Source organism: Paenibacillus aceris, assembly GCF_017874035.1.
Classification (GTDB): Bacteria; Bacillota; Bacilli; order Paenibacillales; family NBRC-103111; genus Paenibacillus_E; species Paenibacillus_E aceris.
This window is the reverse complement of record NZ_JAGGKV010000002.1, coordinates 401,825-427,609: the sequence shown is the minus strand read 5'-3', so window position 1 is coordinate 427,609 and position 25,785 is coordinate 401,825. Positions and strand designations below refer to the sequence as shown.

Annotated in this window: 31 protein-coding genes and 1 riboswitch; of the genes, 25 read left to right on the top strand and 6 right to left on the bottom strand. The window is 48.5% G+C overall.

Annotation, left to right across the window (positions count from 1 at the left end; genetic code table 11):
* Positions 1-102 precede the first annotated feature (102 nt).
* The 3 genes from spoIVB to J2Z65_RS06250 all read left to right on the top strand — a co-directional run bounded on the left by spoIVB (position 103) and on the right by J2Z65_RS06250 (position 2,812).
* On the top strand, positions 103-1,443 hold the full coding sequence (gene spoIVB, locus J2Z65_RS06260) for a SpoIVB peptidase (protein ID WP_193580800.1): 1,341 nt from the start codon (positions 103-105) through the stop codon (positions 1,441-1,443).
* 233 nt (positions 1,444-1,676) lie between these two features.
* Entirely contained in the window at positions 1,677-2,480 is an 804-nt protein-coding gene (gene spo0A, locus J2Z65_RS06255; protein WP_167053602.1) for a sporulation transcription factor Spo0A, read from the top strand.
* 104 nt (positions 2,481-2,584) lie between these two features.
* Entirely contained in the window at positions 2,585-2,812 is a 228-nt protein-coding gene (locus J2Z65_RS06250; protein WP_167053604.1) for a helix-turn-helix domain-containing protein, read from the top strand.
* A gap of 68 nt (positions 2,813-2,880) precedes the next feature.
* Here J2Z65_RS06250 and J2Z65_RS06245 read toward each other — a convergent pair whose 3' ends face one another.
* On the bottom strand, positions 2,881-2,973 hold the full coding sequence (locus tag J2Z65_RS06245) for a YjcZ family sporulation protein (RefSeq protein WP_167053606.1): 93 nt from the start codon (positions 2,971-2,973) through the stop codon (positions 2,881-2,883).
* A 354-nt stretch (positions 2,974-3,327) separates the two neighbouring features.
* Here J2Z65_RS06245 and J2Z65_RS06240 point away from each other — a divergent pair, with 354 nt between their 5' ends.
* The 13 genes from J2Z65_RS06240 (at position 3,328) to J2Z65_RS06180 (ending at position 15,937) form a co-directional block, all read left to right on the top strand.
* The gene (locus J2Z65_RS06240; protein ID WP_420850774.1) at positions 3,328-4,260 is read left to right on the top strand and encodes an MBL fold metallo-hydrolase; all 933 of its coding nucleotides are present in this window, start codon (positions 3,328-3,330) and stop codon (positions 4,258-4,260) included.
* Between the two features lie 101 nt (positions 4,261-4,361).
* The gene (locus J2Z65_RS06235; protein ID WP_167053608.1) at positions 4,362-4,787 is read left to right on the top strand and encodes a hypothetical protein; all 426 of its coding nucleotides are present in this window, start codon (positions 4,362-4,364) and stop codon (positions 4,785-4,787) included.
* Positions 4,784-5,089 (top strand): hypothetical protein, encoded by a 306-nt coding sequence (locus tag J2Z65_RS06230; protein ID WP_167053610.1) that lies wholly within the window; start codon positions 4,784-4,786, stop codon positions 5,087-5,089. The genes J2Z65_RS06235 and J2Z65_RS06230 overlap by 4 nt, the downstream gene beginning before the upstream one ends.
* 42 nt (positions 5,090-5,131) lie before the next feature.
* A riboswitch (cobalamin riboswitch) is annotated at positions 5,132-5,334 on the top strand.
* Between the two features lie 141 nt (positions 5,335-5,475).
* Positions 5,476-7,143: a precorrin-3B C(17)-methyltransferase gene (gene cobJ, locus J2Z65_RS06225; RefSeq protein WP_167053613.1), complete on the top strand. Its 1,668-nt coding sequence runs from the start codon at positions 5,476-5,478 to the stop codon at positions 7,141-7,143.
* Positions 7,144-7,161: 18 nt separating this feature from the next.
* Complete coding sequence (locus J2Z65_RS06220; RefSeq protein WP_167053615.1) at positions 7,162-8,124, top strand: sirohydrochlorin chelatase; 963 nt, start codon at positions 7,162-7,164, stop codon at positions 8,122-8,124.
* Positions 8,121-8,897 (top strand): precorrin-6A reductase, encoded by a 777-nt coding sequence (gene cobK / locus J2Z65_RS06215; protein WP_167053617.1) that lies wholly within the window; start codon positions 8,121-8,123, stop codon positions 8,895-8,897. Before J2Z65_RS06220 ends, cobK begins: the two co-directional genes overlap by 4 nt.
* A 5-nt stretch (positions 8,898-8,902) precedes the next feature.
* Positions 8,903-9,553: a precorrin-8X methylmutase gene (locus tag J2Z65_RS06210; RefSeq protein ID WP_167053619.1), complete on the top strand. Its 651-nt coding sequence runs from the start codon at positions 8,903-8,905 to the stop codon at positions 9,551-9,553.
* 5 nt (positions 9,554-9,558) lie between these two features.
* Positions 9,559-10,689 (top strand): cobalt-precorrin-5B (C(1))-methyltransferase, encoded by a 1,131-nt coding sequence (locus J2Z65_RS06205; RefSeq protein ID WP_167053621.1) that lies wholly within the window; start codon positions 9,559-9,561, stop codon positions 10,687-10,689.
* Entirely contained in the window at positions 10,686-11,921 is a 1,236-nt protein-coding gene (cbiE, locus tag J2Z65_RS06200; protein WP_167053623.1) for a precorrin-6y C5,15-methyltransferase (decarboxylating) subunit CbiE, read from the top strand. The genes J2Z65_RS06205 and cbiE overlap by 4 nt, the downstream gene beginning before the upstream one ends.
* Positions 11,914-12,624 carry a precorrin-2 C(20)-methyltransferase gene (gene cobI / locus J2Z65_RS06195; protein ID WP_167053625.1) on the top strand — a complete coding sequence of 237 codons (711 nt, stop codon included), beginning with the start codon at positions 11,914-11,916 and terminating at the stop codon, positions 12,622-12,624. Before cbiE ends, cobI begins: the two co-directional genes overlap by 8 nt.
* The gene (cobM, locus tag J2Z65_RS06190; protein WP_167053627.1) at positions 12,625-13,398 is read left to right on the top strand and encodes a precorrin-4 C(11)-methyltransferase; all 774 of its coding nucleotides are present in this window, start codon (positions 12,625-12,627) and stop codon (positions 13,396-13,398) included.
* Entirely contained in the window at positions 13,398-14,555 is a 1,158-nt protein-coding gene (locus tag J2Z65_RS06185; protein WP_167053629.1) for a cobalt-precorrin 5A hydrolase, read from the top strand. Before cobM ends, J2Z65_RS06185 begins: the two co-directional genes overlap by 1 nt.
* Complete coding sequence (locus tag J2Z65_RS06180) at positions 14,549-15,937, top strand: cobyrinic acid a,c-diamide synthase CobB (RefSeq protein ID WP_167054392.1); 1,389 nt, start codon at positions 14,549-14,551, stop codon at positions 15,935-15,937. The genes J2Z65_RS06185 and J2Z65_RS06180 overlap by 7 nt, the downstream gene beginning before the upstream one ends.
* A 54-nt stretch (positions 15,938-15,991) precedes the next feature.
* Here J2Z65_RS06180 and J2Z65_RS06175 read toward each other — a convergent pair whose 3' ends face one another.
* Complete coding sequence (locus J2Z65_RS06175) at positions 15,992-16,258, bottom strand: hypothetical protein (protein ID WP_127449685.1); 267 nt, start codon at positions 16,256-16,258, stop codon at positions 15,992-15,994.
* A gap of 100 nt (positions 16,259-16,358) precedes the next feature.
* Between J2Z65_RS06175 and J2Z65_RS06170 the strand changes: the two genes are divergently transcribed.
* Positions 16,359-16,598: a hypothetical protein gene (locus tag J2Z65_RS06170; protein ID WP_167053631.1), complete on the top strand. Its 240-nt coding sequence runs from the start codon at positions 16,359-16,361 to the stop codon at positions 16,596-16,598.
* On the opposite strand, the gene J2Z65_RS06165 is transcribed toward J2Z65_RS06170, so the two are convergent.
* Positions 16,591-16,824, bottom strand: coding sequence for a hypothetical protein (locus tag J2Z65_RS06165; protein WP_167053633.1), 234 nt, complete (start codon positions 16,822-16,824; stop codon positions 16,591-16,593). The genes J2Z65_RS06170 and J2Z65_RS06165 overlap by 8 nt on opposite strands.
* 118 nt (positions 16,825-16,942) lie before the next feature.
* Between J2Z65_RS06165 and J2Z65_RS06160 the strand changes: the two genes are divergently transcribed.
* A complete protein-coding gene (locus tag J2Z65_RS06160) occupies positions 16,943-17,131 on the top strand; it encodes a hypothetical protein (RefSeq protein WP_425326205.1) in 189 nt (62 codons plus the stop codon).
* Between the two features lie 75 nt (positions 17,132-17,206).
* Here J2Z65_RS06160 and J2Z65_RS06155 read toward each other — a convergent pair whose 3' ends face one another.
* Entirely contained in the window at positions 17,207-17,392 is a 186-nt protein-coding gene (locus J2Z65_RS06155; protein ID WP_167053637.1) for a hypothetical protein, read from the bottom strand.
* A gap of 122 nt (positions 17,393-17,514) precedes the next feature.
* On the opposite strand from J2Z65_RS06155, the gene steA reads away from it, so the two are divergent.
* From steA to J2Z65_RS06140, 3 genes are read left to right on the top strand one after another with little or no spacing between them, the layout of a single operon-like run.
* Positions 17,515-18,675 (top strand): putative cytokinetic ring protein SteA, encoded by a 1,161-nt coding sequence (gene steA / locus J2Z65_RS06150; RefSeq protein WP_167053639.1) that lies wholly within the window; start codon positions 17,515-17,517, stop codon positions 18,673-18,675.
* Positions 18,672-19,403 carry a glycosyltransferase family 2 protein gene (locus tag J2Z65_RS06145; RefSeq protein ID WP_167053641.1) on the top strand — a complete coding sequence of 244 codons (732 nt, stop codon included), beginning with the start codon at positions 18,672-18,674 and terminating at the stop codon, positions 19,401-19,403. The genes steA and J2Z65_RS06145 overlap by 4 nt, the downstream gene beginning before the upstream one ends.
* On the top strand, positions 19,373-20,266 hold the full coding sequence (locus tag J2Z65_RS06140) for a hypothetical protein (protein ID WP_167053643.1): 894 nt from the start codon (positions 19,373-19,375) through the stop codon (positions 20,264-20,266). The genes J2Z65_RS06145 and J2Z65_RS06140 overlap by 31 nt, the downstream gene beginning before the upstream one ends.
* Positions 20,267-20,283: 17 nt before the next feature.
* On the opposite strand, the gene J2Z65_RS06135 is transcribed toward J2Z65_RS06140, so the two are convergent.
* The gene (locus J2Z65_RS06135; protein WP_167053645.1) at positions 20,284-20,541 is read right to left on the bottom strand and encodes a DUF2627 domain-containing protein; all 258 of its coding nucleotides are present in this window, start codon (positions 20,539-20,541) and stop codon (positions 20,284-20,286) included.
* A 167-nt stretch (positions 20,542-20,708) separates the two neighbouring features.
* On the opposite strand from J2Z65_RS06135, the gene lpdA reads away from it, so the two are divergent.
* The 4 genes from lpdA (at position 20,709) to J2Z65_RS06115 (ending at position 25,671) form a co-directional block, all read left to right on the top strand.
* On the top strand, positions 20,709-22,133 hold the full coding sequence (gene lpdA / locus J2Z65_RS06130) for a dihydrolipoyl dehydrogenase (protein WP_167053647.1): 1,425 nt from the start codon (positions 20,709-20,711) through the stop codon (positions 22,131-22,133).
* A 108-nt stretch (positions 22,134-22,241) separates the two neighbouring features.
* Positions 22,242-23,252, top strand: a complete 1,011-nt coding sequence (locus J2Z65_RS06125; protein ID WP_167053649.1) for a thiamine pyrophosphate-dependent dehydrogenase E1 component subunit alpha — start codon at positions 22,242-22,244, stop codon at positions 23,250-23,252.
* A gap of 3 nt (positions 23,253-23,255) precedes the next feature.
* Positions 23,256-24,236 carry an alpha-ketoacid dehydrogenase subunit beta gene (locus J2Z65_RS06120; protein WP_167053651.1) on the top strand — a complete coding sequence of 327 codons (981 nt, stop codon included), beginning with the start codon at positions 23,256-23,258 and terminating at the stop codon, positions 24,234-24,236.
* Between the two features lie 67 nt (positions 24,237-24,303).
* Positions 24,304-25,671, top strand: coding sequence for a dihydrolipoamide acetyltransferase family protein (locus J2Z65_RS06115; RefSeq protein ID WP_167053653.1), 1,368 nt, complete (start codon positions 24,304-24,306; stop codon positions 25,669-25,671).
* Position 25,672: 1 nt separating this feature from the next.
* On the opposite strand, the gene prli42 is transcribed toward J2Z65_RS06115, so the two are convergent.
* Complete coding sequence (prli42, locus tag J2Z65_RS35165; protein ID WP_167053655.1) at positions 25,673-25,777, bottom strand: stressosome-associated protein Prli42; 105 nt, start codon at positions 25,775-25,777, stop codon at positions 25,673-25,675.
* Positions 25,778-25,785 lie beyond the last annotated feature (8 nt).

Here is a 25,785-nt window from a genome sequence, read left to right as displayed (position 1 = left end):
CATTTTCAGTTATAAAACAGGGGGAGTGGGGTTAACTTATAGGTACGCATTTGACGACGCAGTTCGTCAGGGCCTAAGGATGTGTGAGGGAGCGTGAAGATATTGCAATCCAGCAAAAGGAAAAGATTGTTCGGACTCCTGCTCGTCTTCTTCGTTTGTATGGTAAGTTTGTCTCCGCCTTTTCAAAGTTTTGCCTCCTTTCCCCAAGAACTTCGCTTATTTAGCGGCCAAGGGAAGCAGTTACAATTAACAATGCCCGTTAGCGCCCAAGTGACGGTTAAAGACACGGACATTGTGAAAGTAAACGGCAATGCTCAGCACTCATTTCAAGTTAATCTGAACGAACCCATCTCATTACAATCCGATCGCTCTGGGCAAACCGAAATGAAGCTCAAGCTGTTCGGCGCAATTCCGATTAAAACGGTGAAAGTCAATGTCGTACCTGATTTGAAGGTCATCCCCGGTGGTCAAACAATCGGCGTGAAAATTAAGTCTGCCGGTATATTGGTTGTGGGTCATCACTTGGTAACCATTGCCCCCGACCAAAAAGTTTCGCCTGGTGAAGAAGCGAAAATTCAAGTCGGAGATTTAATCACGAAAATCAATGGCAAGGATTCGAAAGACGTCAGCAAAGTGGCGGAGCTCGTTGCCAAATCCGGAGAGAGTAAAACCCCACTGGACCTCAAGATCCTAAGAAACAACGAAGAGATTTCTGTTAAGCTTCAGCCTGTCTATGATGTTGTAGACAAGTCTTATCGATTAGGGCTATATATTCGGGATTCAGCTGCAGGTGTTGGTACGCTAACCTTCTATGCACCTGATCAAGGTGTATACGGAGCATTAGGACATGTCATTACGGATATGGACACTCAAACACCCATAATTGTTGGTGACGGGGATATTGTGTACTCCAATGTAACCTCGATTTCCAAAAGCCACAACGGAGATCCCGGTGAAAAGCATGCTACGCTGTACAAAGACAGCAAAGTGATTGGAAATATCGAGCGAAATACAGCTTTCGGTATTTTCGGTAAAATGTACGCCGCTCCTGACCACAGCTTAGATAAAGAAGCGATTCCTGTTGCTTTCGCTGAGGAAGTGAAGGAAGGCCCTGCGCAAATTTATACGGTTGTGGAAGGACAGAAGGTAGAGAAATTCGATATTCAGGTTGTTCATGTATCCAAACAGGAAACGCCTGGAACCAAAGGTATGGTCATTAAAATCACGGATCCACGCTTATTAGATAAAACAGGCGGTATTGTTCAAGGGATGAGCGGCAGCCCGATTATTCAAAATGGCAAGCTCATAGGTGCCGTCACGCATGTGTTCGTTAATGACCCTACAAGTGGTTATGGCTGTTTTATCGAGTGGATGCTGCAGGACTCTGGGATTATTCTTAGACCTTCATCCGGAGCGTCTTACAAAGAATCAAAGGCGAGCTAGAGGCCTTTGATTCTTTATTTTATTTTAACCGGATTCTACATAGGAATATCCGTTTTACTTTGAATTTGTCGAAAAATGTAGTATGCAGAAGATAAATATATTATTATATAAGAAAGTGGATTAAAAGAAAAGAAAAATAATATTCGACAGAAGGAATTTAAGTTGGGGTGTCGAATACCTTTCATAAGAGAGAAATTACAAACTTCGCCCAGTAGCTAAAGGAGGATTTTACGTTGCAAAAAATTCAAGTTTTATTAGCCGACGATAATCGTGAGTTTCCCCATTTATTATCCGAGTTCATTGGTGAGCAAGAGGATATGGAAATTGTAGGAGTTGCGTATAACGGTAATGAAGTTCTTCGTTTCCTAGAACAACAACGTGAATTACCAGACGTACTCATTCTTGATATTATTATGCCTCACTTGGACGGTCTGGGCGTGCTTGAGAAAATGCGTGAAATGAACCTTCCTGCACAACCGAAAATCATTATGTTGACAGCATTCGGTCAAGAAAACATTACGCAAAAGGCCGTACAGCTTGGAGCATCCTATTACATACTTAAGCCTTTCGACATGGAAACATTAACGAATCGTGTCCGCCAGCTTGTAGGAAACAATCAAACAACAGCGACAACCTCCACATCTTCAACCCCTCGTGCAAATGTCGTACACATGCCTAAAGGGAAAAATTTGGACGCAAATATTACAAGCATCATACATGAAATCGGCGTTCCTGCACATATTAAAGGATATCAATATCTTCGTGAAGCGATTACGATGGTGTACAATAACATCGAAATCTTAGGTGCTATTACAAAAACGTTGTACCCAGCAATTGCCGAAAAGTATAAAACAACACCCAGCCGCGTTGAGCGCGCTATCCGTCACGCGATTGAAGTCGCTTGGACGCGCGGCAACATCGACAGCATTTCCTTTATTTTTGGCTACACAATTAATATCTCGAAATCGAAGCCGACGAATAGCGAATTTATCGCCATGGTGGCAGATAAGCTCAGAATTGAGCACAAGGTTTCTTGAGACAGTTAGAATCTTTATAACCGTATACAGGGCCCAATGAACCACTTTGGTTTATTGGGTTTTATTATTTATTTAAATGACAAAGACTGGAGGGATATTACGTAATGAAATATGAACTCGGCAGGTGTCTGCTAAGTGAGCGTTTGCAAGATTCTGGTATGACGATGTTGGAATTAGCGCTTGCCCTTCATTATAAACCTGAGAGGCTATATGATTTTTTGGAAAACAAACGAATCATGCCGCTGAAGTCGGCGATATCTATTGCTGACACCCTGGGGTGTGAAGTGAATGATCTATATGAATTAATCACAAACGAGGCCGTTGTGAATTAACTGATAAGAAATGTGGGGAATGCCAGAAAGACTACCTATTGAATAGGTAGCCTTTCTGTAATGTTTAATTACCAAACAAACGCGCTAGTGATAATTACCAGCAAGATGAAAAGTACCAAGATTGCTGCTGAAGAAGTATACCCACCAGTTCCACAACTCATTCGAATCAACCTCCAACTGAGATTTGATTTGTGTTTCGAGATAGCTTATGACTATTTTTCAATAATGCTTGGGCGATTTGACTGATTGTGCTAGTGTCCCGCATGTTATAAAAAAATTGGAACCATTCTCTACAGTTTTACGTTATACATCTAGTCAAATCATACTAACACCGTAAGGTAAAACTTGGAGGTTCGAAGAAATTGTTACTCTCATTGACGATTATTGTGGGGATTGTTGTTGTTATGATTCTCTTTATGTTTGTTTACCCGATTTTTGGGCGAAGACCTTCCAAGGAAAAGGCACAACTCTTATCACGTTCCCCTCAGTTTGTTCAAGGGAAATTTCAAAATCCTATGCCAACAATGAAGGATATGGGCTTAAAAGCGACGCTAGGTATCCTGCGGGACTTCGTCAAAAGCAGCCCTGACCGTCGTCCGACAAAATCGTTAACGATGGATAAGCCATTTTTGCAAAAGGATTCCCAAACAAAAGTAACATGGTTTGGCCATTCGGCTTCTCTACTTACAATCGATGGCAAAGCGCTTTTGCTTGATCCGATGTTTGGAAGAGCGGCTTCACCGTTCCCGTGGTTCGGAAAGGGGAGATACAGCGGCGGTTTGCCTTTTGAAATTGAACAGCTGCCTGTGATTGATGCTGTCGTGCTGTCGCATGATCACTATGATCACTTGGATTATGGCACAATTTTAAAAATTAAACATAAAGTCAATAGGTTTTTGGTTCCGCTTGGCGTAGCAGGACACTTGGAGAGATGGGGCGTTCCTCCAGAGAAGATCGCAGAGTACGATTGGTGGGATGAGTTTACGTATGAGGGTCTAAAATTCGCGTGTACGCCGGCTATTCACTTTTCGGGTAGAAGCATGACGGATCGCGGCGCAACGCTCTGGTGCTCATGGGTGATCAAAGGCATCCAATCAAGCGTCTTTTTTAGCGGGGATAGCGGGTATTCGCCTCACTTCAAAGCGATTGGTCAGAAATATGGCCCTTTCGATGTGACGTTAATGGAATGCGGGCAATACGACGAGCGTTGGGCTGATATTCATATGCAGCCTGAAGAAACAGTACAAGCCCACATGGATGTGAAAGGCAAGCTGCTTATTCCAATCCATTGGGGCGCCTTCACATTAGCACTGCATGACTGGTTTGATCCGGTGGAGCGCGCGGCAAAGGCAGCAAGTCGTCATCAAGTCCGTATCACGACGCCGAAAATTGGTCAAACTGTGAGCGTGCATGCCCCGAATTTGCCGACGGCTGTCTGGTGGAAGTAAAGAATTGAGGATCTGTAAATAGCAAGAAACTGGATACTGGCGCATGTGCATGTTATGATGAGTAGGGCGATAGATAAGTAATCAGGAGAGAAGAATAATTTATGGTTGAGCAAAAAAGTGAAAGAAAATTTCATTTTCTGGGTGTGCTGCTTGGTGTAGCCGTTGATAATTTGGGGACTTTAATGTCAACTGCGTTATTCGGCAGCTTATATTTTGGAAATAGCCCAGTGAATGAGCAGGATTTAAATGCATTTTATTCGAATGCAGGATTGTTATTTTTGTTTTTGGTTATCGGCTTGTTCTGGTCGTTCCTTGGCGGATATGTTGCAGCTAGGGTAGCAAAGCGAGCGGAATATTTTAACGCTGCTTGTATTGGTGTCATTGGGGCAGCAATCGGATTTGATTCGATGATAAGCAATAACGGTATTCCATTATGGTATGAACTAATTGGCTTCTTAGCCATCGTGCCGGTTTCGCTGCTTGGCGGATATCTGGCTCTAAAGAGGAAAAAGGCGCCATTGAAATGAATATGGTTTATTCCAGAGGACTCGGTCTATACCGGGTCTTTTACATATATCAGAATGAGAGGAATTCAAAAATGCCTAAATATGCGAATGCAAGTGCGGAAGCTACTGAGTTTTTGCGTCAAAAAACGGGAAGCAGCGTACTGGAATGCTTTACTTATATCGACCCTGAGTGCGCGGATGAAAGTTTTTTTGTAGTCAAGACAAGCAACAAAGTTATTCATGTCTCATTCTCGGAGATTTCCTTTGAGGCGAGCAGCTATCAGAGTTTGCTAGAAGGGCTTTATAGAGCCATCTATGAATAAGTGCGTGACAAGCCTTTCGATAGATGATAGGATGTTCGTAATTGCATATCGATGGAATTAGGTGCCTTATGTCTATGGATGTAAGGTTAAAAGGGAAGACCGGTGAGAAACCGGCACGGACCCGCCACTGTAAAAATCAAGCCGTCATAAGCGGCAGCCGCTTGCACAATGTCACTGGGTATATACTTGGGAAGACGCAAGAGGATGATTAAAGTCAGGAGACCTGCCTAGTTCAACAACACATTGGCCCTACGAGGAATTAGGGCGTGTTAGAGAGCGGTTACCCCTGGGGATTTAACTTGATGAAATTAACCAAGCATTTCTAACATGTCATATGTTGGGAATGCTTTTTTTATTTGCTTTTTACGGGAAAGGGTGATTCATAAGTGGCAGGAAAATTGCTTATTATCGGCTTTGGCCCAGGCAGTTTTGAACAAATTACGAAGCGTGCGCGGGAAGCCATTGAGGAAAGTGAAATCATTATCGGGTATAACACCTATGTGGATTTGATTGCTGGTTTGTTATCCGATCAGCAAATTGTTCGTACTGGGATGACGGAAGAAGTTAGCCGCGCGCAAGAAGCTGTGCGACAAGCCAAACAAGGAAAGAAAGTTGCCGTTATCTCCAGTGGCGATGCCGGTGTATATGGAATGGCGGGTCTTGTCTACGAAGTGCTGATGGAGCAAGGCTGGACGCGTGAGAAGGGCGTAGAGGTGGAAGTGATACCGGGCGTATCGGCCGTACATTCCGCGGGATCGCTGTTAGGCGCCCCTATTATGCATGATTCATGCACAATCTCCTTAAGCGATCATCTCACACCGTGGGAATTGATTGCGAAGCGGGTAGAAGCAGCGGGGATGGCTGATTTCGTTATCGCCCTCTACAACCCAAGAAGCGGAAGACGTACGAGACAGATTGTAGAAACTCAGCGGATTCTGCTCAAATATCGCTCTCCCGATACACCGGTAGGTATCGTCAAAAGCGCCTATCGAGACCGTCAGCACGTCGTTGTGTCAACGCTTGAGGATATGCTGAATCATGATATCGGAATGCTGACGACGATTATTATCGGTAATTCCGCTACGAAGATTTATGACGGACTCATGATTACGCCGCGCGGGTATCAGCGCAAGTACACATTAGGCGCGGAAACCCAGCCTCTTAAACCGCATCAAAGATTGAAAGCGGAGGCGGAGCCTTGGGCGTTGGATCAAGTAAGCGAAGAGTCGGATTGGGAGGACTTTCGAGACGACGAGTTTGAAGAGGAAGCAACTCCCATTCTGAAAACTTCGCCGGAACCTGCAGCGCTCAGTTCATTGCAGCTTGCTACAGAGGCTTTGCGCCTTGTGTCTCAAGGGAATGAGAAGGCTTCGCTTGACGAAGGGTTTAGTGCGATAACTGCAACGCAATCGATTTTTGAATTTGCCGTGAGCCCTGGCATTGCCAATAAAAAAATGACTGCTGCCCAGTTATGCGCACTTGGCGAGATTGTAGGTGAACGGGGAGATATTGAATATTCTCCGCATCATCAACTGATTGTTCGTGTTCAAACCGATAGTCCCAATCAAATTACTGAAGAACTTAGCGCACTAGGATTGCTGCTGTCGCCTATAGGCGATGTTGCCCAAATTAAAGCCTGTGATTTTTGTGATTTGGAAAAGGGCGAATCAATTCCTTATGCGGAAGCCATACATAATCGGATCGGCAATCTTGAAGTGCCGAAAGAATTGAAAATTGGTTTTAATGGCTGCGGAATGGCTTGTTATGGAGCGGTTTCGCAAGATATCGGCATCGTCTACCGCAAGGAGAAGTTTGATTTGTTCCTGGGTGGGAAAACCGTTGGCCGGAATGCGCATGCCGCTCAACCGGTTGCCGAGGGGATAGCCCCTGAGGAGCTAGTTGATTTAGTTGGTAGAATCGTAGAACGTTACCAAAAAGAAGGCCATCCGAATGAGCGGTTTCATAAATTTTTTAAACGCGTCAAAGAGATTGAAGGCTACCGGCACCAAGAGATGGTAGGTTTTGTAATTGAGAATGCCGCTTGCGGCGATTAGGAATTGGGGGAAAACAGGATGAATGCTGTCTTATTTGTGGGACATGGAAGCCGGGAGGAAGGCGGGAATGAAGAAGTCCGCCAGTTTGTGTCGGAAATGGCGGGCAAGCTGAAAGAGCATATTGTGGAAACTTGCTTCTTGGAATTTGTTCAACCGACCATTATTCAAGGGATTGACCGTTGTATCGCGTTGGGTGCAAGCCATGTTGTGGTGGTTCCAATTATTTTGTTTGCTGCCGGCCATGCCAAAATTCATATTCCATCAGCTATTGATGATGCCAAAAGGAAATACCCTTTGGTGAAATTTACCTATGGTAGACCGATTGGCGTGCATGAACAAATTCTGGAGATTTTATCGTCCAGAGTTGAAGATCTCGGTGTTCAGGTGGATGAAGATTTAGGCGAAACTGCGCTCTTGATTGTAGGACGCGGAAGCAGTGATGCCGATGCGAATAGCGATTTGTTCAAAATCTCTCGTTTATTCTGGGAGAAACTTCAGGTGAAATGGGTCGAGACGGCCTTTATAGGTGTTACTGCGCCATTGATGGATGAAGGTGTCGAGCGATGCCTGAAGCTAGGCGCTAAGAAAGTTATTATTCTACCTTATTTTCTGTTTACAGGCGTTTTAATTCAAAGAATGCAGCAAATGGTTCAAGGTTATCAGAACACATATCCGAACCAACAGTTTGAGCTGGCGCCTTATTTTGGCTTTCATCCGCTGCTGCAGGATATCTTGATTGGCCGTGCTCAGGAGGCTTTGCAGGATGAAGTGAAGATGAACTGCGATATGTGCCAATATCGTCTGGAGGCTATGAAGCATATCGATCATCATCACCATCATGACCATGACCATCATGACCACCATGATCATGACCATGATCATCATCATCATCATCATGACAACGATCATGAGCATCATCACGAGCATGCACACGATCATCATGACCACGATCATGCTCATACGGGAGGCAATAAACGATGATTCTCGTTCTTGCAGGTACGAGTGACGCTAGAGAACTGGCCTTGCGAATTCGTTCGGCCGGTTATGACGTACTGACGACGGTAGTGACGGAGAGCGCAGCGAAGAGCATGGAGGCGGAGGCCCTCCCGGTTCTTACCGGCCGTTTAACGGCTGAAGCTATGAAAGGGCTGATTATAGAGAAGGCCGTTCGAGTTGTCGTGGATGCGACGCATCCCTTTGCCGAAGAAGCCTCGAAGAACGCCATGGCGGCTGCTCAGCTGGCGGAGGTGCCTTATGTTCGCTTTGAGCGTCAACGGCTGTCCATCGAGCAGAGCGCATTGATCACGACGGTTGAAGATTACAAACAAGCCGCTGAACTGGCGGCAACAAAACGAGGCAATATCATGCTGACAACTGGCAGCAAGACCCTGAAGATTTTCACGGATCGCTTGATTGGGCTTGCAGATACCAGGCTTGTCGCCCGCATGCTGCCGCGGCAGGATAATATGGAAAAATGCGAAGAACTTGGCATCGAGCAGAAAAATATAGTGGCGATGCAGGGACCTTTTTCCAAAGAATTAAATAAAGCGCTGTATGATCATTACAAGGTTACCCTCATGATCACCAAAGAAAGCGGCAAAGTCGGAGCGGTGGATGAGAAACTCGAAGCAGCGTTAGAAATGGGCATTCCCAGCATTGTGATCGGCAGGCCGCAACTGGAATACGGCACGCACTACTCCGATTATGAGGAAGTTATCCAATACATAAACAACACCATTCTTGAGGAGGCGTAGATTCTATGGAGTTTCACACGGACTTTAAACCATTGACGGTTCAACCGCAGGAAATCGAAGAGAAGAGCTTTGAGATGATTACGGAAGAGCTGGGTGAGCACCCTTTTACGGCAGAGCAGTATCCGGTTGTACAGCGGGTTATACATGCTTCCGCCGATTTTGAACTGGGCCGCAGCCTTATGTTTCATCCCAAAGCGATTGAAGCGGGCATTGCTGCAATTCGTGCCGGTAAAATGGTTGTCGCCGACGTTCAAATGGTCCAAGTAGGCATCAGTAAGCCTCGTATCGAGCAGTTTGGCGGTGATGTGCGAGTTTACATCTCGGACCCCGATGTCATGGAGGAAGCGAAGCGCCTGAATACGACGAGGGCGATTATTTCGATCCGCAAAGCGATTAAAGAGGCAGATGGAGCGATCTATGCCATCGGTAATGCACCGACCGCACTGTTGGAGCTGATTCGGTTGGTCAAAGAAGGCATAGCGAAGCCGGGGCTCATTGTCGGTGTACCGGTCGGGTTCGTATCCGCTGCGGAGTCGAAAGAGGAGCTGGCTAAGCTGGACATCCCGTTCATCACGAACCTCGGCCGCAAAGGCGGCAGTCCGGTTGCCGTAGCAGCTGTCAACGCGCTGTCGATTATGGCGGCGCGCAAGGAGTAGCGCCGATGGAGGAGCAAACGGGTAAGCCGCTGCGCCAAGGCTATACCACCGGCTCCTGCGCCACCGCAGGAGCCAAAGCGGCACTGCTGGCGCTCATCGAGCAAGCGCCGCAAACGCACGTGCACATCCGTATCCCCATCGGGGATACGGTCGAATTTGCCCTCCACAGCTGCACCTTCACGGAGCAGTGGGGAGAAGCCGCCCTCATCAAGGATGGGGGCGACGATCCTGATGCGACGCACGGTGCGGAAATCATCGTGCGCGTGAGCTTCCGAGCCGAGCCGGGCGTCGGCATCGATGGCGGCATCGGCGTTGGGCGCGTGACGAAGCCCGGCCTGCCGGTCGAGATCGGTCAAGCTGCGATCAACCCGGTCCCGCGGAAAATGATCCGCGAGACCGTGCAGGAGGTGCTTGACCACTATGAGATCGAGCACGGTGCAGACGTGCTCGTTTCCGTTCCCGCCGGCGAAGAGATCGCCAAGAAGACGCTGAACGGGCGTCTTGGCATCCTCGGCGGGATCTCGATTCTGGGCACCCGGGGAACCGTGGTGCCTTTCTCGACAGCGGCTTACAAAGCCAGTGTCGCCCAAGCGATCCGTGTAGCCGTGAAATGCGGCTGCGAACATCTAGTGCTTTCGACTGGCGGCCGCACGGAAATTTACGGCATCAATATGTACCCTGGATTGCCGGAGGAAGCTTTTATCGAAATGGGCGACTTTGTCGGTTTCGCGTTGACCCAAGCCCAAAGGCAGGGCATCCGCAAGGTGACGCTGGTCGGCATGATGGGCAAATTCTCCAAGGTTGCTCAGGGTGTGATGATGGTGCACTCCAAAAGCGCACCGGTTGATTTCGGCTTCCTCGCTCAAGTGGCGGTGGAGTCGGAAGCTCCTGATACGTTCATTCAGCAGATCAGAGAAGCCAACACGGCTTCGCAAGTAGGCGATCTCATGGCGGCAAACGGCTTTATGAGGTATTTTGAACGATTATGTGAGCGCTGCAATTTGGCCGGTTTGGAGGAAGTGGGCCGGGAGGGGTTCGACTTCATCGAGACGGTCATTATTTCAATGAAGGCCGAGCTTCTGGGCCAATCGGCAATCGTGAAACGCAGTGAGATGGGAGAGAACGAATCAAGATGAGTAGAAGTGTGAAAGTGATAGGAATTGGCGATAGCGGGCAAGGAAGCTTGCTGCCTTTGTATATCAAATGGATTGAGGAAAGCAGCGTACTCGTTGGGGGCGAGCGAAATTTGGCCTTTTTCCCTAACTATCGCGGTGAGAAAATCGTTATCAAAGGAAGCTTGCCGGAGCTGATGGGGAAACTTCAGAACGAGGAACGTTCCGTTGTCATTCTGGCATCGGGAGATCCGCTCTTTTATGGCATTGGCGGTTATGTGGCTAAGAAGCTGGAGGGAGTCGAATGTTACCCAGCTGTTTCTTCCATTCAATTAGCTTTTGCCAGAATGGGAGAGAGCTGGCAAGACGCCTATATAACTAGCGTGCACGGCCGAAGCATGAAAGGCTTGGCGCAGCGAATCGACGGACGGGACAAAGTGGCGCTGCTCACGGATGAGACGAATTCGCCGAGCGCGATTGCGGATTATTTGCTTTCGTACGGGATGAAGGAATACAAAGCTTTCGTTGCCGAAAACTTAGACGGCACAGGCGAACGCTGCGCTTGGTACGATCTGGAGCAGATGAGCGCGGGCTCCTTTTCCCCGTTGAATGTTGTTGTTCTGAAGAGACAATTCGCAGGTCCGGTATGGCCGCTAGGCATTGAAGATGATCAGTTCGCCCAGCGGAAGCCGGATAAAGGTTTGATTACGAAAAAAGAAATCCGCGTATTAAGCATCAGCCAACTCGCGCTGCAAACAGATAGTGTCGTCTGGGATATTGGAACTTGCACGGGCTCAGTTGCGATTGAAGCCGCACGCATTGCTCGCGAGGGCGCTGTTTTTGCTATCGAGAAGAATGAAGACGATCTCCGGAATTGTTTGGAAAACAGCGCGAAATTCCGCGTTGATCTCACAGCTGTTCACGGAAGAGCGCCTAAAGGTTTGGACGCTTTCGCTGATCCGGATGCAATTTTCATTGGTGGCAGCGGCGGAGAGATGCAAGAGCTGCTCGAACTGTGTGCGTCCAGACTTAAGCCGAATGGCCGAATTGTTTTGAATGCTGCGACCATTGAAACGTTGTACGAGGCTGATCAGACGTTTGCCAAGGTAGGGTTTACGACACAGATTTCCCTTGTGCAAGTTTCGCGAAGCAAGCCGATTCTGCATATGAAACGATTCGACGCATTGAATCCGATCTATATCATTACAGCACAGCGTAAGCAGCCAGAGAACGAAGGAGGTTCGGACGATGAGTAAACTCGGCACACTTTATGGGTTGGGTGTTGGCCCTGGCGATCCGGAACTAATTACGGTTAAAGCTTTTCGGTTGTTAAAAGAATGCCCGGTCATCGCGTATCCGCGTAAAAAACGCGGAGCCAAGAGCTACGCGCTCGCCATCACGGAACTTTATGTCAATACAGAACAAAAAGAGATGATGGGGCTTACTTTTCCAATGACTAGAGATAAAGAAGCGCTTGAAATGCAATGGACCAAAACGGTAGAAAGCGTGTGGGCTCATTTGGCGGAAGGAAAGGATGTTGCTTTCGTGACGGAAGGGGACCCGATGCTGTACAGCACCTACATTCATCTGATGAGGCTGATGAACCAGCGCCATCCGGAGGTGCAGGCTGTCTCGATTCCTGGCATTTCTTCGATTAACGCTTCCGCGTCCCGACTGGGCATTCCTTTAGCGGACGGCGATGAACAAATTGCAATCGTACCGGCTACGGATGATTATGACAAAATGCGTAAAGCCATCGAAGAACATGACTGTGTCGTGTTTATTAAGGTGGCGAAGGTCATCGACTTGATGCTGTCTGTTCTAAGAGATCTTGGACTCGTGAATAAGGCGTCCGTTCTGACCAAAGTTACTTCCTCCGAGGAAGAGATTTGGCGGAATGTTGAGGCGTTGCAGGGCCGTGAGTTGGAATATTTAACCTTAATGGTGGTGAGAAAATAGATGAAACTTTATATTATTGGCGCTGGTCCCGGCGATCCCGATTTAATTACGGTGAAGGGGCTAAAGCTGCTTCAGCAAGCGGATGTCGTGATGTACACCGATTCACTGGTCAATGAGGAATTGATTGCTAAAGCAAAGCCTGAAGCGGAAGTGCTGAAAAGCTCAGGAATGGACTTGGCCCAAATGGTCGATATCATTGTGGATCGCCTTAAGCAAGGGAAAATGGTTGTGCGCGTGCACACTGGTGATCCTGCCATGTTCGGTGCAACAATGGAACAGATTGCATTGCTGCGCAAAGAAAATATTGGCTACGAAATCGTGCCGGGGGTGAGCTCCGTCTTTGCTTCGGCTGCGGCAGTGGGGGCGGAATTAACGATTCCCGATTTAACCCAAACCGTCATTCTCACGCGTGCAGAAGGCCGTACGCCTGTGCCTGAGCTTGAGAAATTGCGAGATCTTGCTGCGCATCATTGTACGATTGCACTATTCTTGAGCGCGACTTTGATAAAAAAGGTCGTGAGCGAGCTTGTGGAAGCGGGCTGGAGCGAGGAAACGCCCGTAGCTGTCGTGCAGCGCGCCACGTGGCCGGACCAGCTTATCGTCCGCACGACGGTTGGCGGGCTGGAAGCGGATATGCGGAGTCACGGCATTCGTTCGCATGCGATGATTTTGGCGGGGTGGGCGCTTGATCCGGAAATTCACGGCAAAGAGGAATACCGATCCAAATTGTATGATAAATCATTTACGCACCGTTTTCGTCGAGGTGTAAAGTGATGACGATTCGTCTTACAGAGGGAGTTATTCCATCAATCCGTCAGCAAAATGACTATGCCGTCGTCGCGATCACGAAGCATGGTGTTGAGATTGCCCGCAGGCTGAATGAGCAAATGAGCGGCACAGATGTGTATTATATGAGTAAATTTACCAAAGGCGATGAAGAGCGGCGTTCGATTCAACTTTTTGAGGGAAGTGTCCGTTTGCTTTTTCCCGCGCTGTTTCCGGCTTACCAAGGACTCATTATTATTATTTCCCTCGGTGCCGTTGTTCGGATGATTGCTCCGCTTTTGCAGGATAAAAAGAAAGACCCGGGCGTTGTCGTCATTGATGATAACGGGGAGCATGTCATCTCGATGCTGTCTGGACATCTTGGCGGTGCCAATGAACTGACCCACGAAGTGGCGGCAGCGATCGGGGCCAGAGCGGTGATTACGACAGCCTCAGATGTTCAGAAAACGATTCCGGTCGATCTGTTCGGCCGCCGTTTCGGCTGGGTGTGGGAATCGGCGGAGAAGCTGACGCCAGTCAGCGCTGCGGTCGTTAATGAAGAACGGATAGCGGTCATACAAGAATCCGGCGAGCCGAACTGGTGGACGCATGAGCGACCGATACCAGCCAATATTCAGCGATATGACTCTATTCATGAGGGCCGGGCGAGCGAGCCTAACGCCGTACTTCTCGTAACGCATCGTCTTTTGGAAGCTGAGGAAGAGAGCATTCTCGCTAACGGCGTTTTATACCGCCCTAAAGTGATTGTGCTTGGGATCGGCTGCAACCGAGGAACATCAGCAGAGGAAATCGAACAGGTCATTCGGGAGACGCTGGAAGAGCTGTCTTTTTCTATCCGCAGTGTGAAAGCGGTCTGTTCCATTGATCTGAAGAAGGACGAAGCCGGCTTACTGGAAGTAATTCGCAGCCATGGTTGGGAATTTAAGACTTATTCTCCGGCAGAACTGAATACGGTGCATGTGGAAGCACCTTCTGAGACTGTGTTTCACTACACGGGTGCATATGCCGTCAGCGAGCCTGCGGTTAAGCTGTACACGGGTCATGATAAACTGGCTTTGGTCAAAAAGAAGTCAGGGAACGTCACGATCTCCGTTGGCGTCATGGCTTTTCATGCCTCCGGCTTTGCAGAACGGGGTGTATCGTAATGGAGCGCAGGATCGTTATTGCCGGAACCGGCAGCGGTGTGGGCAAAACAACCTTAACCATCGGGATCATGGCCGCATTGCAAAAGCGTGGACTATCCGTGCAGGGCTTCAAGTGCGGCCCTGATTATATTGATCCGACCTATCATACAGCCGTTACGGGGAGACCTTCACGCAACTTGGATTCATGGATGGTTGGCCGGGAAGGCGTCAAAGAGCTATTCATTCGCGGCAGCAGCGGCTCCGACATTTCAATTATCGAAGGTGTTATGGGCATGTTCGATGGCAAAGATCCACGGACGGATGAGGGGAGTACGGCTGATATTGGCCGCATCTTAGGCTCTCCGGTCATCCTGATTGTGAATATTGCCAGCATGGCAAGAAGCGCGGCGGCTATTGTCAAAGGCTTTCAGCTGTTTGGTCAAGGCGACAACATCGTCGGGGTCATTGCCAATCGCGCCGGCAGCGAAGGGCATTACAAGATGGTGAAGCAAGCGATCGAGCAGGAATGCGGAATTCCGGTACTTGGGTATATCCCGCGTGATGCGAGCATCGAGGTTCCAGAAAGGCATTTAGGGCTCGTGCCATCGATTGAGAGAGGCGAGCTGCAGCCTTTTTTTGACAAGTTGGCTGTTCAGGTAGCCGCTCATGTGGATTTGGATCAGCTGCTGGAACTGGCCGCAGCGCAGCCTGTTGAAAGTCGCCCTCAGCTGTTCGCTGGCGCTGTCTCTGCTCCACCAAAGCGCGTTAACATTGCTGTCGCGAAAGATGCTGCGTTTCACTTTTATTACCCGGAAAACCTGGAGCTGCTGGAAGCAGGAGGCGCAAAGTGCATGTTCTTTTCCCCTTTAGCAGGCGAAGAAGTCCCCGCAGATGCGGACGGATTGTATATCGGAGGCGGATTTCCGGAGGAGTTTGCGGAGCGGCTGGGAGCCGATGAAAAGGTAAAAGCCTCCTTCCGCAGCCGAATCGCAGAGGGGCTTCCAACTTTCGCGGAATGCGGAGGTTTCATGTACTTAACGGAGCAAATTGTAGATACATCAGGAAACACCTATAGCATGGTTGGAATTGTTCCCGGTAAGGTCACCATGCAGAAGAAGTTAGCAGCGCTTGGATACCGCGAAGTAACGGGTAATGAAGAAGACAACTATTTACTCTCCCCAGGAGATAAAGCGCGAGGTCATGAGTTCCATTATTCCACCTTTGAAGCTAGAAAGGGGGCGGAGATTCCGGCCGCTTTTCAATCCAAAGGCAGATTGGGTCTAAAACCCGAGGGGTACGCCAAAGGCAATCTCGTAGCAGGCTACACGCATTTGCATTTCGCTTCGAATCCGCAGATTGTGAAAGACTGGATTCGTGCTTGTGAGCAATATAAGAGAACATAAAGCAAAATGGTTGGTCAGGATAACCTCCTGTCCAACCATTTTTAGCTTCATGTGTTATTTTATGAGTGTTAAAGCTTGATCTGCAATGGATTCTTTATAACGGTCTAGGCAGTTGCAGAGGTAATCTTTGCGGCAGATCGGGCAAGGTTCTTTCATCAATCTATTCAAATCGGTAACTCTGCCGATGCCGGTTTCGGAGTCTCTTTCAAAGAATAGACGGCATTTGTTACGGTCTTTCAACGAGACGACAACTTCGAAAAGACCATTTTTTTTATTATCACTAACTATTGTTGCATCTACTACTTGCGGATCATAAGCCATTTGAAATTCCTCCTACTAGCATGCCCTTATCTTTATTAGCTTGGGCGCGTTAGTATATTATATAAATAAAAAAGATTTTATTCAATAGGAGGCCTAAGCCGTGATTATGGATTATTGCGAGCAAGAAATAACGGATGGGAAGATGCAGCTCCATATTGGCCTGCAATTCGAAGATGAGCCTGATTCTTTGTATGTAGCCGAGTTGGCGGTTGATGACGGGGGAATGGTTACGGAGTGGAAGTTGTTTTTTAACGGGTTTGATTGCAAATACAGCTTTCGTTCTGATGAGAAAGAAGCCTTAATTCATTATGCGGCCGAGCAAGGCATCATGATCAAATAACTGAAGGAATGATCAACGAAGCATGAAAAAAGGAATCGTCCCCATGCCTATGGTTCAAATTCCTTGATTTATGTTTATGCTGTTGTTTGGCTTGCAGTTCTTTCAGACTTGGGGTCCTTTTCGAAACGGGATTCACTCCGTTCCAGTGTAAACGATGAATCGCGGGATCGAGCTTGCCTTCCCGTACATTGCGCTGCCGCAGCTTTTGCGCTTGCGATTTGGCCATATGGCGTTCCTCATTTCATTTGAAATTATTGTTGCACTTCTTCATTGTAAAGATTCAAGAGATCAGCCGCAATGGAAAGTTTTTTTACTAATCAAATTAAACTTTGTGGCAGAAAAGGGTGAAGACTTTGCGTATTCGTATTCAATTAGCTGTGGCCGGAGAAGCGGTTAAGCAGGATGTGCTAGAAATTGCTGAGCATAAGCTTGGTGAAATGACGGATGAAGAAATTGAGAACGCAATCGAGATTAAAATCCGTACTTGGGTGGACCGCATGATTCAGGTTGAGTGGGAAGTTATCGGGGAATAGCGTTAACAAACAAAGAGCTCCGAGGAGGTTGTACCCCTTCGGAGCTTTGTCATATGTGTGGCTGTTTATGTATGTTTAGTGAACGATATTGCCTACTCCGGTCTTTTGTATGGCGTGCTCCCAGCTTGGGTAGTAATACAGGGCGTTTTTCATCAGATCAGGATGCAGTTTCTTCACATTTTTTTTGGCAAGCGATTCCCCTGTGTTGTGAAGCTGCACAATATGGCCTAGCACTTCATCTGCACTCATGTTTAGCTCCATGGATGTTGTCTCTCCTTTCCTAAAGAATATAACCTCAATGCTTGCCATCTGCTGGGCAATTTATACATAGAATTTCATGGCAAAGGACAAAATACAAGCATCTATAGACGAAAGGAAAGTCGGTGTCTATCTTGAATTGGTCTTCGCTGTCATTGTTTTCCTCTAAACCGCCGCCGCTCTGCAAAGGTAAGATTAGCGTAGGTGCGATCACGAAAGTACTGCTCCGTGATTTACCCCCTGGCCGCATCGTCGTTCTCCAGCATCGTGACCTCGATGAAGTAGCCGCTCAAGAGCTAATCGATCAGAAAGTAAAAGCTGTCATCAATTGTCAGGAAACAATGAGCGGTGCCTACCCGACTCATGGTCCTCTTATGCTGCTTCAGCAGCATATTCCAATATGGGAAGCAGATGCCTCTGTATTCGAAGCTTTCACGACAAACTCGGAAATTGTTGTTTATGAGGATCGGCTCTTCTTGGGGGATCAGGAGATTCCTTGCAGTGCTTTTACACGCGAGAAGTGGCTCAGCATGCAGCAGCAAGCGAATGAGCGGACGACGAAGCTGATGGAGCAATTTATTGAAAACACGTTGACCCATGCCATGCGTGAAATGCACGCGGTTATGGAACCGCTGCCCGCCATTTCGCTCCAAACTAATTTGGCGGATAGGCACGTATTGATTGTTTCTAGAGGAAAAGGGTACAAAAAGGATCTGCTTGCAGCTAAAGCGTATGTTTCGGAAGTCAAACCGATTCTTATTGGCGTGGATGGCGGAGCAGATGCACTGCTGGAATGCGGCTACCAGCCTCATTTGATTATTGGGGATATGGACAGCGTAACGGATAGAGCGCTCACCTGTGGCGCGGAGTTAGTCGTCCATGCTTATGCCGATGGAACAGCTCCGGGGTTATTGCGTACGAATGCGCTGGGGCTACCTGCCCATGTTCTGCCTTGTTTCGGGACAAGCGAAGATGCGGCACTTTTATTGGCTTTTGAGAAACAGTGCGAAGTGTTGGTTACTGTGGGTGCGCGCACACATATGATTGATTTTCTGGAAAAAGGAAGGGCGGGCATGGGGAGCACGCTGCTTGTGCGAATGAAAATTGGGGCGAGACTGATGGATATAAAGAGTGTAGGTATTCTGTATAAGCAGCAGAAATGGACGAAAGAAGCAGGTTCTACGCTTCTTCTGTCGCTCTTTTTTATCGCATTGGGCTTCTTTCAGTTGCATTGGATCGTGAAGCGGGTAGCTCATGCCGTGTGGAAGCTTGGAGGTGAAGGATGAAACCGTACTTATCCATTATTATTCCAGCTTGGAATGAAGGGGGGAGTATTGAGCATACGCTTCGATATTTGCAGGAGCAGGCGGAACTATTGTGCAGTTCTTCCATGAGGTTCGAAATTATCGTGGTAGATGACGGGAGCAGGGACAACACCTATGAAGTCGCATGGCCGTGGGCAGACAAGCTGATAAAACATAGCCGCCGCTGCGGGAAAGGTGCGGCAATGCAGTCGGGTATCGCCGAAGCCAGAGGCGATCTGCTGCTCTTCCTGGACGCCGATCTGCAGGCTACGGCCGGGGAGGCGCTTGTGCTCCTCGAGCCGCTGCTGCGGAGCGAAGCAGACATGGCGATTGCGAAGCTGCCGCCGTCCCGTACCAAAGCAGGCTTCGGCTTGGTGAAGGGCTTGGCCCGCCGCGGCATCCGCCGGCTCAGCGGCTATGAGACCGAAGCTCCATTATCCGGACAGCGCGCGGTGCGCGCGGATCGGCTGCGGGAGCTTGGGAAGCTTCAGCGCGGCTTTGGCGTGGAAGTCGCTCTGACCATCGATGCGGCGCGGCGCGGCCTGCGCATCGTTGAGCTGGACGTGCCGATCACGCACCGGGAGACGGGGCGGGATTGGCACGGGTTTATGCACCGCGGCAAGCAGTTTGCCGCGGTCAGCTTGACGCTGCTATCTCGCTGGAGGGAGAGGAAGCCTGTATGGTATTCATCGGATCGATCCTCGATCTGATTGTGCTTGCTGCGGCAGGGCGATGGCTGCTGCCGCACGTTCAGAGGTTCCTGGAGAGCCACGGTCAAGTAGAGGCCAATTATACCGGCCAATTGATCCCCCGCGGAGTGGGAAGCGCCCTGTGGCTGCTTCTATGGCTGCACGACCTTATTTTACAAATGACGATATGGGTGCTAAATGATCATGTGCGGATAGATTTCCCATCCTGGATCATCTTGCTTGAAACGAACCAACGCTTATTTACGTTCGCTGCCACCGTTATTTTCTTGCTCGGCTGGACTGACGATTTGATCGGCAGCAAAGAGATAAAAGGCTTGAGAGGCCATTATCGGTATTGGAAGGAATCGAAAACATTCTCGATGGGGGCCGTCAAAGCGGTAGGAATTGCTACGGCTGCAGGCTGGCTAGTGTTGTCCCTCCGAAATGAACAAACCCCCACCTGGTGGATGGGGGGACAAATGGTTTTGCTTACGATGATGACGAATACTTTGAACTTGCTGGATGTGCGCCCAGGACGTTCTTTTAAATTTTTTTTCACAGGTGTATTTGCCGTTGTGCTGCTGGGTTTATTAATGAAGGGCTTTAGCGCCCGCGAGCTATTTCCTATATGGCCAGTGTGCATAGGCGGTTTTTTCGTCTATCGGATGGATGTTCGGGGTAGGGGCATGCTCGGTGATGCCGGAGCGAACCTGCTCGGTTTTACGCTTGGATATGCCGTAATCATGACCCTGCCATGGGAGATTCAATGCCTCATGATCGCTGTGCTCATTTTTTTACATCAACAGGCTGAGGTGAGTTCCATTACCGCAATGATCGAGCGGAACCGATTCTTAAATTGGCTAGACCGTCTAGGCCGGACTTGAAAGATTGAGGGTCCGGTCTATTTGCGCCGTTTGGCTTTAAAGCGGGGAGCTACATAATTTCGTTTGCGGTCGCGGAAAAAGGTCCATCCTCCAATAAAAGCAACGCCTATTAGAAAAAGAATAAGACCAAGAATAAATTTTCCCCACAAGATGTGGCCGTCCGTGTCGAACTGGGCGAAAAAAGCGTCTTTCATGGAAAGAAATCCATAGGTCGCTGTCAATCCGGGAATAACGAGAAGAAGTATGGCGATAAATCGGTAAAATGGTGCTTTCATAGCTGCTCCTTACATCAAGTATCATGGTTTTCTATCATCATACTCTGAATCGGTTAGACTGTCTATTTCACAAATAAGACTATGATTTCCCATCCAAAAAAGGGTAATATAGTAGAGACAAGCGTATACATATGAAGGTACTGAGAGTTATAGGGAGGAAAAATATAATGAGTGAACATAGATATGATGTCGTTGTCCTAGGCGGGGGAATCGGAGGTTATACCGCAGCTATCCGTGCTGCCCAACTAGGCAAAACCGTTGCTGTAGTGGAACGAGCGAAACTTGGAGGCACCTGTTTGCACCAAGGTTGTATTCCAAGTAAAGCTTTGCTTAGAAGCGCAGAAGTGTATGCAACAATGAAAAAAAGTGAGGAATACGGGATCGCTTCAGGCTCACTTGAACTCAAGTTTGAGAGCGTGTTGGCGCGTAAGCAGCGTATTGTTGATCAACTGCACCAGGGGCTGCAGTTCCTGATGAAAAAGAATAAAATTACCGTGCATACTGGAAATGGACGTATTATCGGTCCGTCCATTTTCTCCCCGCGCAGCGGAGCGGTTTCTGTTGAGAAAGAGGATGGGGATATCGAAACGCTGCTTTCGAGCAACTTAGTGATCGCCACGGGTTCCAGACCGCGCAGCTTGCCGGGACTTACTATTGACGGCACGCACATTATGACGAGTGAAGACGCGCTGCGCATGCAAGAACTTCCGAAGTCGATCATTATCATCGGAGGCGGAGTCATCGGCGTGGAATGGGCTTCCATGCTGTGTGATTTCGGTGTCGAAGTAACCATCGTTGAATATGAGAAACGGTTGGTAAGCCTAGAAGATGCGGATGTCTCCAAGGAACTGGAACGCTTATTCAAAAAGCGGGGCATCAATTTGGTGACCGGTGCGAAAGTGCTCCCTGATTCCGTGAAGGCAGCGGAGGGTTTGGTTACCTTACAAGCGGACAAGCAAGGCGAGATCATTGATTTGCAAGCGGAAAAAGTTCTTGTTTCTATTGGACGGGAAGCAAATATTGAGGGTATCGGGCTAGAAAATACAGATATTAAGGTGGACAAAGGCGTCATTCGCGTAAATCGCTTCATGCAAACGACCGAATCCCACATTTACGCCGTTGGCGACGTGATCGGCGGCTTGATGCTGGCGCACATGGCTGGGCATGAAGGCATATTGGCATCTGAACATATCGCAGGCCAAACGCCTCATGAGCTTCACGCGCACCTCGTCTCAAAATGTACATATACGAGACCCGAAATTGCGAGCGTAGGCTATACGGAGCAGCAAGCAACCGAGCTTGGCCATCAAGTAAAAGTAGGCAAATTCAGTTTTAAAGGGATTGGGAAAGCACTCGTTTACGGCGATACCGACGGCTTCGTCAAAGTGATCGCTGACAGTGAGACGAATGACATTCTTGGCGTTCATATGATTGGACCTCATGTGACAAACTCCATTTCCGAAGCTGCGCTGGCTCAAGTACTGAATGCAACGCCTTGGGAAGTAGGACAAACGATTCATCCGCATCCTACTTTGTCTGAGGCTTTAGGGGAAGCCATGCTTGCTGTGGATGGAATTGCAATTAGCGGATAAAAAATTGTAATCATACGCTTTTGCGTTTATAATAAGCTTATAGAGTCAAGTCTTAGGACCAGGTAATAATTATTTTGGAACTCAAACTATTTTAAGGAGGCAACCTCCATGTCCATTGGTCAGCTATATAAGCATAGAACATTAGGGTTATCTGACGAAGTCGTAATTCGTATGTATAGAGTCATGAGTCTCGCTGCTAAATACGATGAGCGTGCCTTTATGCTTCAGCGTGCTGGCAAAATCCCTTTCCACGTTTCCGGAATGGGTCAATATGCAGGTCAGGTTGGGATGGCTTCCGCTATGGAAGCACAGAAAGATTATTTCCTGCCTTATTATCGCGATTACGCGTTTGTTCTAGCGGTTGGCATGACTGTGAAGGATCTGATGCTTGCCGTATTTTGCAAAGCTGAAGACGTCAACAGCGGCGGCAGACAGATGGCCGGACATTTCGGCGATCGCAAAAATCATGTCGTCACAGGGTCATCCCCGGTAACGACACAAGTTCCTCATGCCGCTGGTATCGCACTTGCCGCAAAAATGAAGAAACAAGATTTTGTTACTTACGTATCTTTCGGTGAAGGCTCCAGCAACCAGGGAGATTTCCACGAAGGATGTAATTTTGCTGGCGTACATAAGCTGCCCGTCATTTTTGTATGTGAAAATAATCAATACGCGATCTCCGTTCCGCTGCATAAACAAGTGGCCGGTAAAATTTCAGATCGTGCGCTGGGCTATGGCTTCCCGGGTGTTCAAGTCGACGGCAGCGATGTCTTGGAAATGTATCGCGTGACTAAGGAAGCAAGAGATCGAGCAGCTCGCGGGGAAGGTCCAACGCTGATCGAAATGATGTCCTACCGCCTTATGCCGCATTCCACTTCGGATGATGACATGCTGTATCGGACCAAAGAAGAAGTTGAGGAAAACCGTCAGAAAGACGGCATTGTGAAATTTAAAGAATATTTAATGGCATGCGGCCTTTGGAGTGAGGAGCAAGACCTTGAACTCCAGGAGGAGCTCAAGCAAGAGATCAACGAAGCTACGAAGTATGCGGATCAGGCTCCTTATCCGAAGCCGGAAGATACGCTTCGCCACGTTTACGCAGAAGGAGATGACCACTAAATTATGGCAGTCATTACTTATTTGGAAGCAATCCGTTCTGCGATGCAGGAGGAAATGCAAGAGGATGACAACGTCTTCGTCCTCGGTGAAGATGTCGGCAAGGGTGGCGTCTTGAATACGACCAAAGGTCTTCGCGATCTGTTTGGAGAAGATCGTGTGCTGGATACGCCGCTTGCGGAATCCGCTATCGTCGGCGTTGCCATAGGCGCGGCTATGTACGGTATGAAGCCGATCGCTGAAATTCAGTTCGCCGATTTCATTTTCCCGGCGACGAATCAAATTCTAAGCGAAGCGGCGAAAATTCGCTATCGCTCCAACAATGACTGGTCTTGCCCGATCGTGATTCGTGCGCCTTATGGCGCGACCGGCGCAGGTGCCTTGTACCATTCCCAATGTCCGGAATCGGTGTTCTTCGGTACGCCGGGATTAAAGATCGTTGCCCCTTCGAATCCGTATGACGCGAAGGGACTGCTGAAGGCAGCCATTCGCGATGCGGATCCTGTGTTGTTCTTCGAGCACAAGAAGGCTTATCTTGCGCTATCTGCTGATGTGCCGGACGAGGATTACATCGTGCCGATCGGCAAAGCGGATGTGAAGCGTCAAGGCACAGATATTACGGTTATCGCCTATGGGATGGTCGTGAACTTCGCGCTGCAAGCAGCTGAGGAACTTGCGAAGGAAGGTATTTCTTGCCATGTGCTCGATTTGCGTTCCCTGCAGCCGTTGGACAAAGAAGCGATTCTGGAAGCAGCAAAAAAGACAGGCAAGGTGCTCATCGCACATGAAGATAACAAAACAGGCGGAGTTGGCGCTGAAGTGTCTGCCATCATCGCGGAAGAGCTGCTCTTTGAGCTTGACGCTCCGATCGCCAGATTATGCGGACCAGACGTTCCGGCCGTGGGCAGCAATCCTCCGATGGAGAAGTTCTTCCTGCTCAATAGCGATAAGCTGAAAGAAGCTATGCGTCAGCTTGCCATGTTTTAAAATAAAATGGATTCTTCTGGTCTGATTTCATGCCATTGATCATTTCCTGAATTTAGGAGGTACACCCATGAACCAAACGAACGGTCGACTAACGGAGGTTACAGTTCCGCATTTGGCGGAAAGCCTCGTTTCGGCTACAATCGGCAAATGGCTTAAAAAGCCAGGCGATTATATTGAGCAATATGACGTAATTTGTGAGCTTTTCACAGAGAAAGTGAATACAGAAATGCCTTCACCGATTGAAGGCAGACTGGTGAAAATTATTGTTGGTGAAGGAGAAACGGCGGCTGTTGGTGAGGCGATTTGTTTGATCGAAGAGTCTGCCGGAGCTTCGGCTAGTTCGCCGGCTGCAGCCGAGGAATGGGGTGGCAGCACGGGTGCGGTTGCACAGGAAGGTGCGGACCAAAGCATGCGCGGCCGTTACTCGCCGGCCGTTCACCGGCTTGCGCAAGACAATAACGTCGACTTGTCACGTGTTGCTGGTACGGGGCTTGGTGGAAGAATTACTCGCAAAGATATCGAACAATACATCGCAGGAGGCGGCACAAAAGCAAACGCAGCGCCTGCAGCTGTACATACGAATCAACATGCAGCCCCAGCGGTTGCCGTGAACAGCACGCCTGCTCCGCAAGTGGAAACGCAGCCGGTCAATTTGCCTGTTCGCAGCTCAGGCATCCATTTGTCTGCGAATCCGCAAACACCGCTGATTGAAGCGGAAGGACACTCGCTTGATTCTCGCAATGAACACTTCATCGACGTGACGCCAATTCGTAATGCCATTGCTACGCGCATGCGTCAAAGTGTAACGGAAATCCCGCATGCCTGGACGATGATTGAAGTGGATGTTACGAATCTCGTGGTTCTGCGGAATAAAGTGAAGGACGACTTTATGCGCCGCGAGGGCATTAACTTAACCTATCTGGCTTTCATGATGAAGGCTGTCGTCAATGCGATTAAAGATTATCCGATCATCAACTCCGTGTGGGCTGTAGATAAAATTATTGTGAAACGCGATATTAACATCTCCCTGTCCGTAGGAACGGAAGATTCGGTTATGACGCCGGTGATCAAAAAGGCGGATCAAAAGAATATCGCCGGACTGGCTAGGGAAATTGATGAATTGACGAAGAAGACACGTGCCGGCAAATTGTCGCTGAATGATATGGTGGGTGGAACGTTCACCGTAAATAACACAGGCTCCTTCGGTTCGATTCTGTCTTATCCGATCATCAACTACCCGCAAGCAGCTATTGTGACCTTCGAATCGATTGTGAAGAAGCCTGTTGTTATTCAAGATATGATCGCTGTCCGCTCTATGGTTAACCTGTGTTTGTCGCTGGATCACCGGATTCTGGATGGCGTCATCTGCGGTAGGTTCCTACAGAGGGTCAAAGAAAATTTAGAAAGCTATAACGCAGATACAAAAATTTATTAAACTAGGAATCAAAAAATAATCCGGCAGTAAACAATAGGCTTGAGAGAAGCATAGTGATCAGCATTACGTAAATCACGACTTTAAACCAACGTCTATTCTGTAACACGAAAAGTC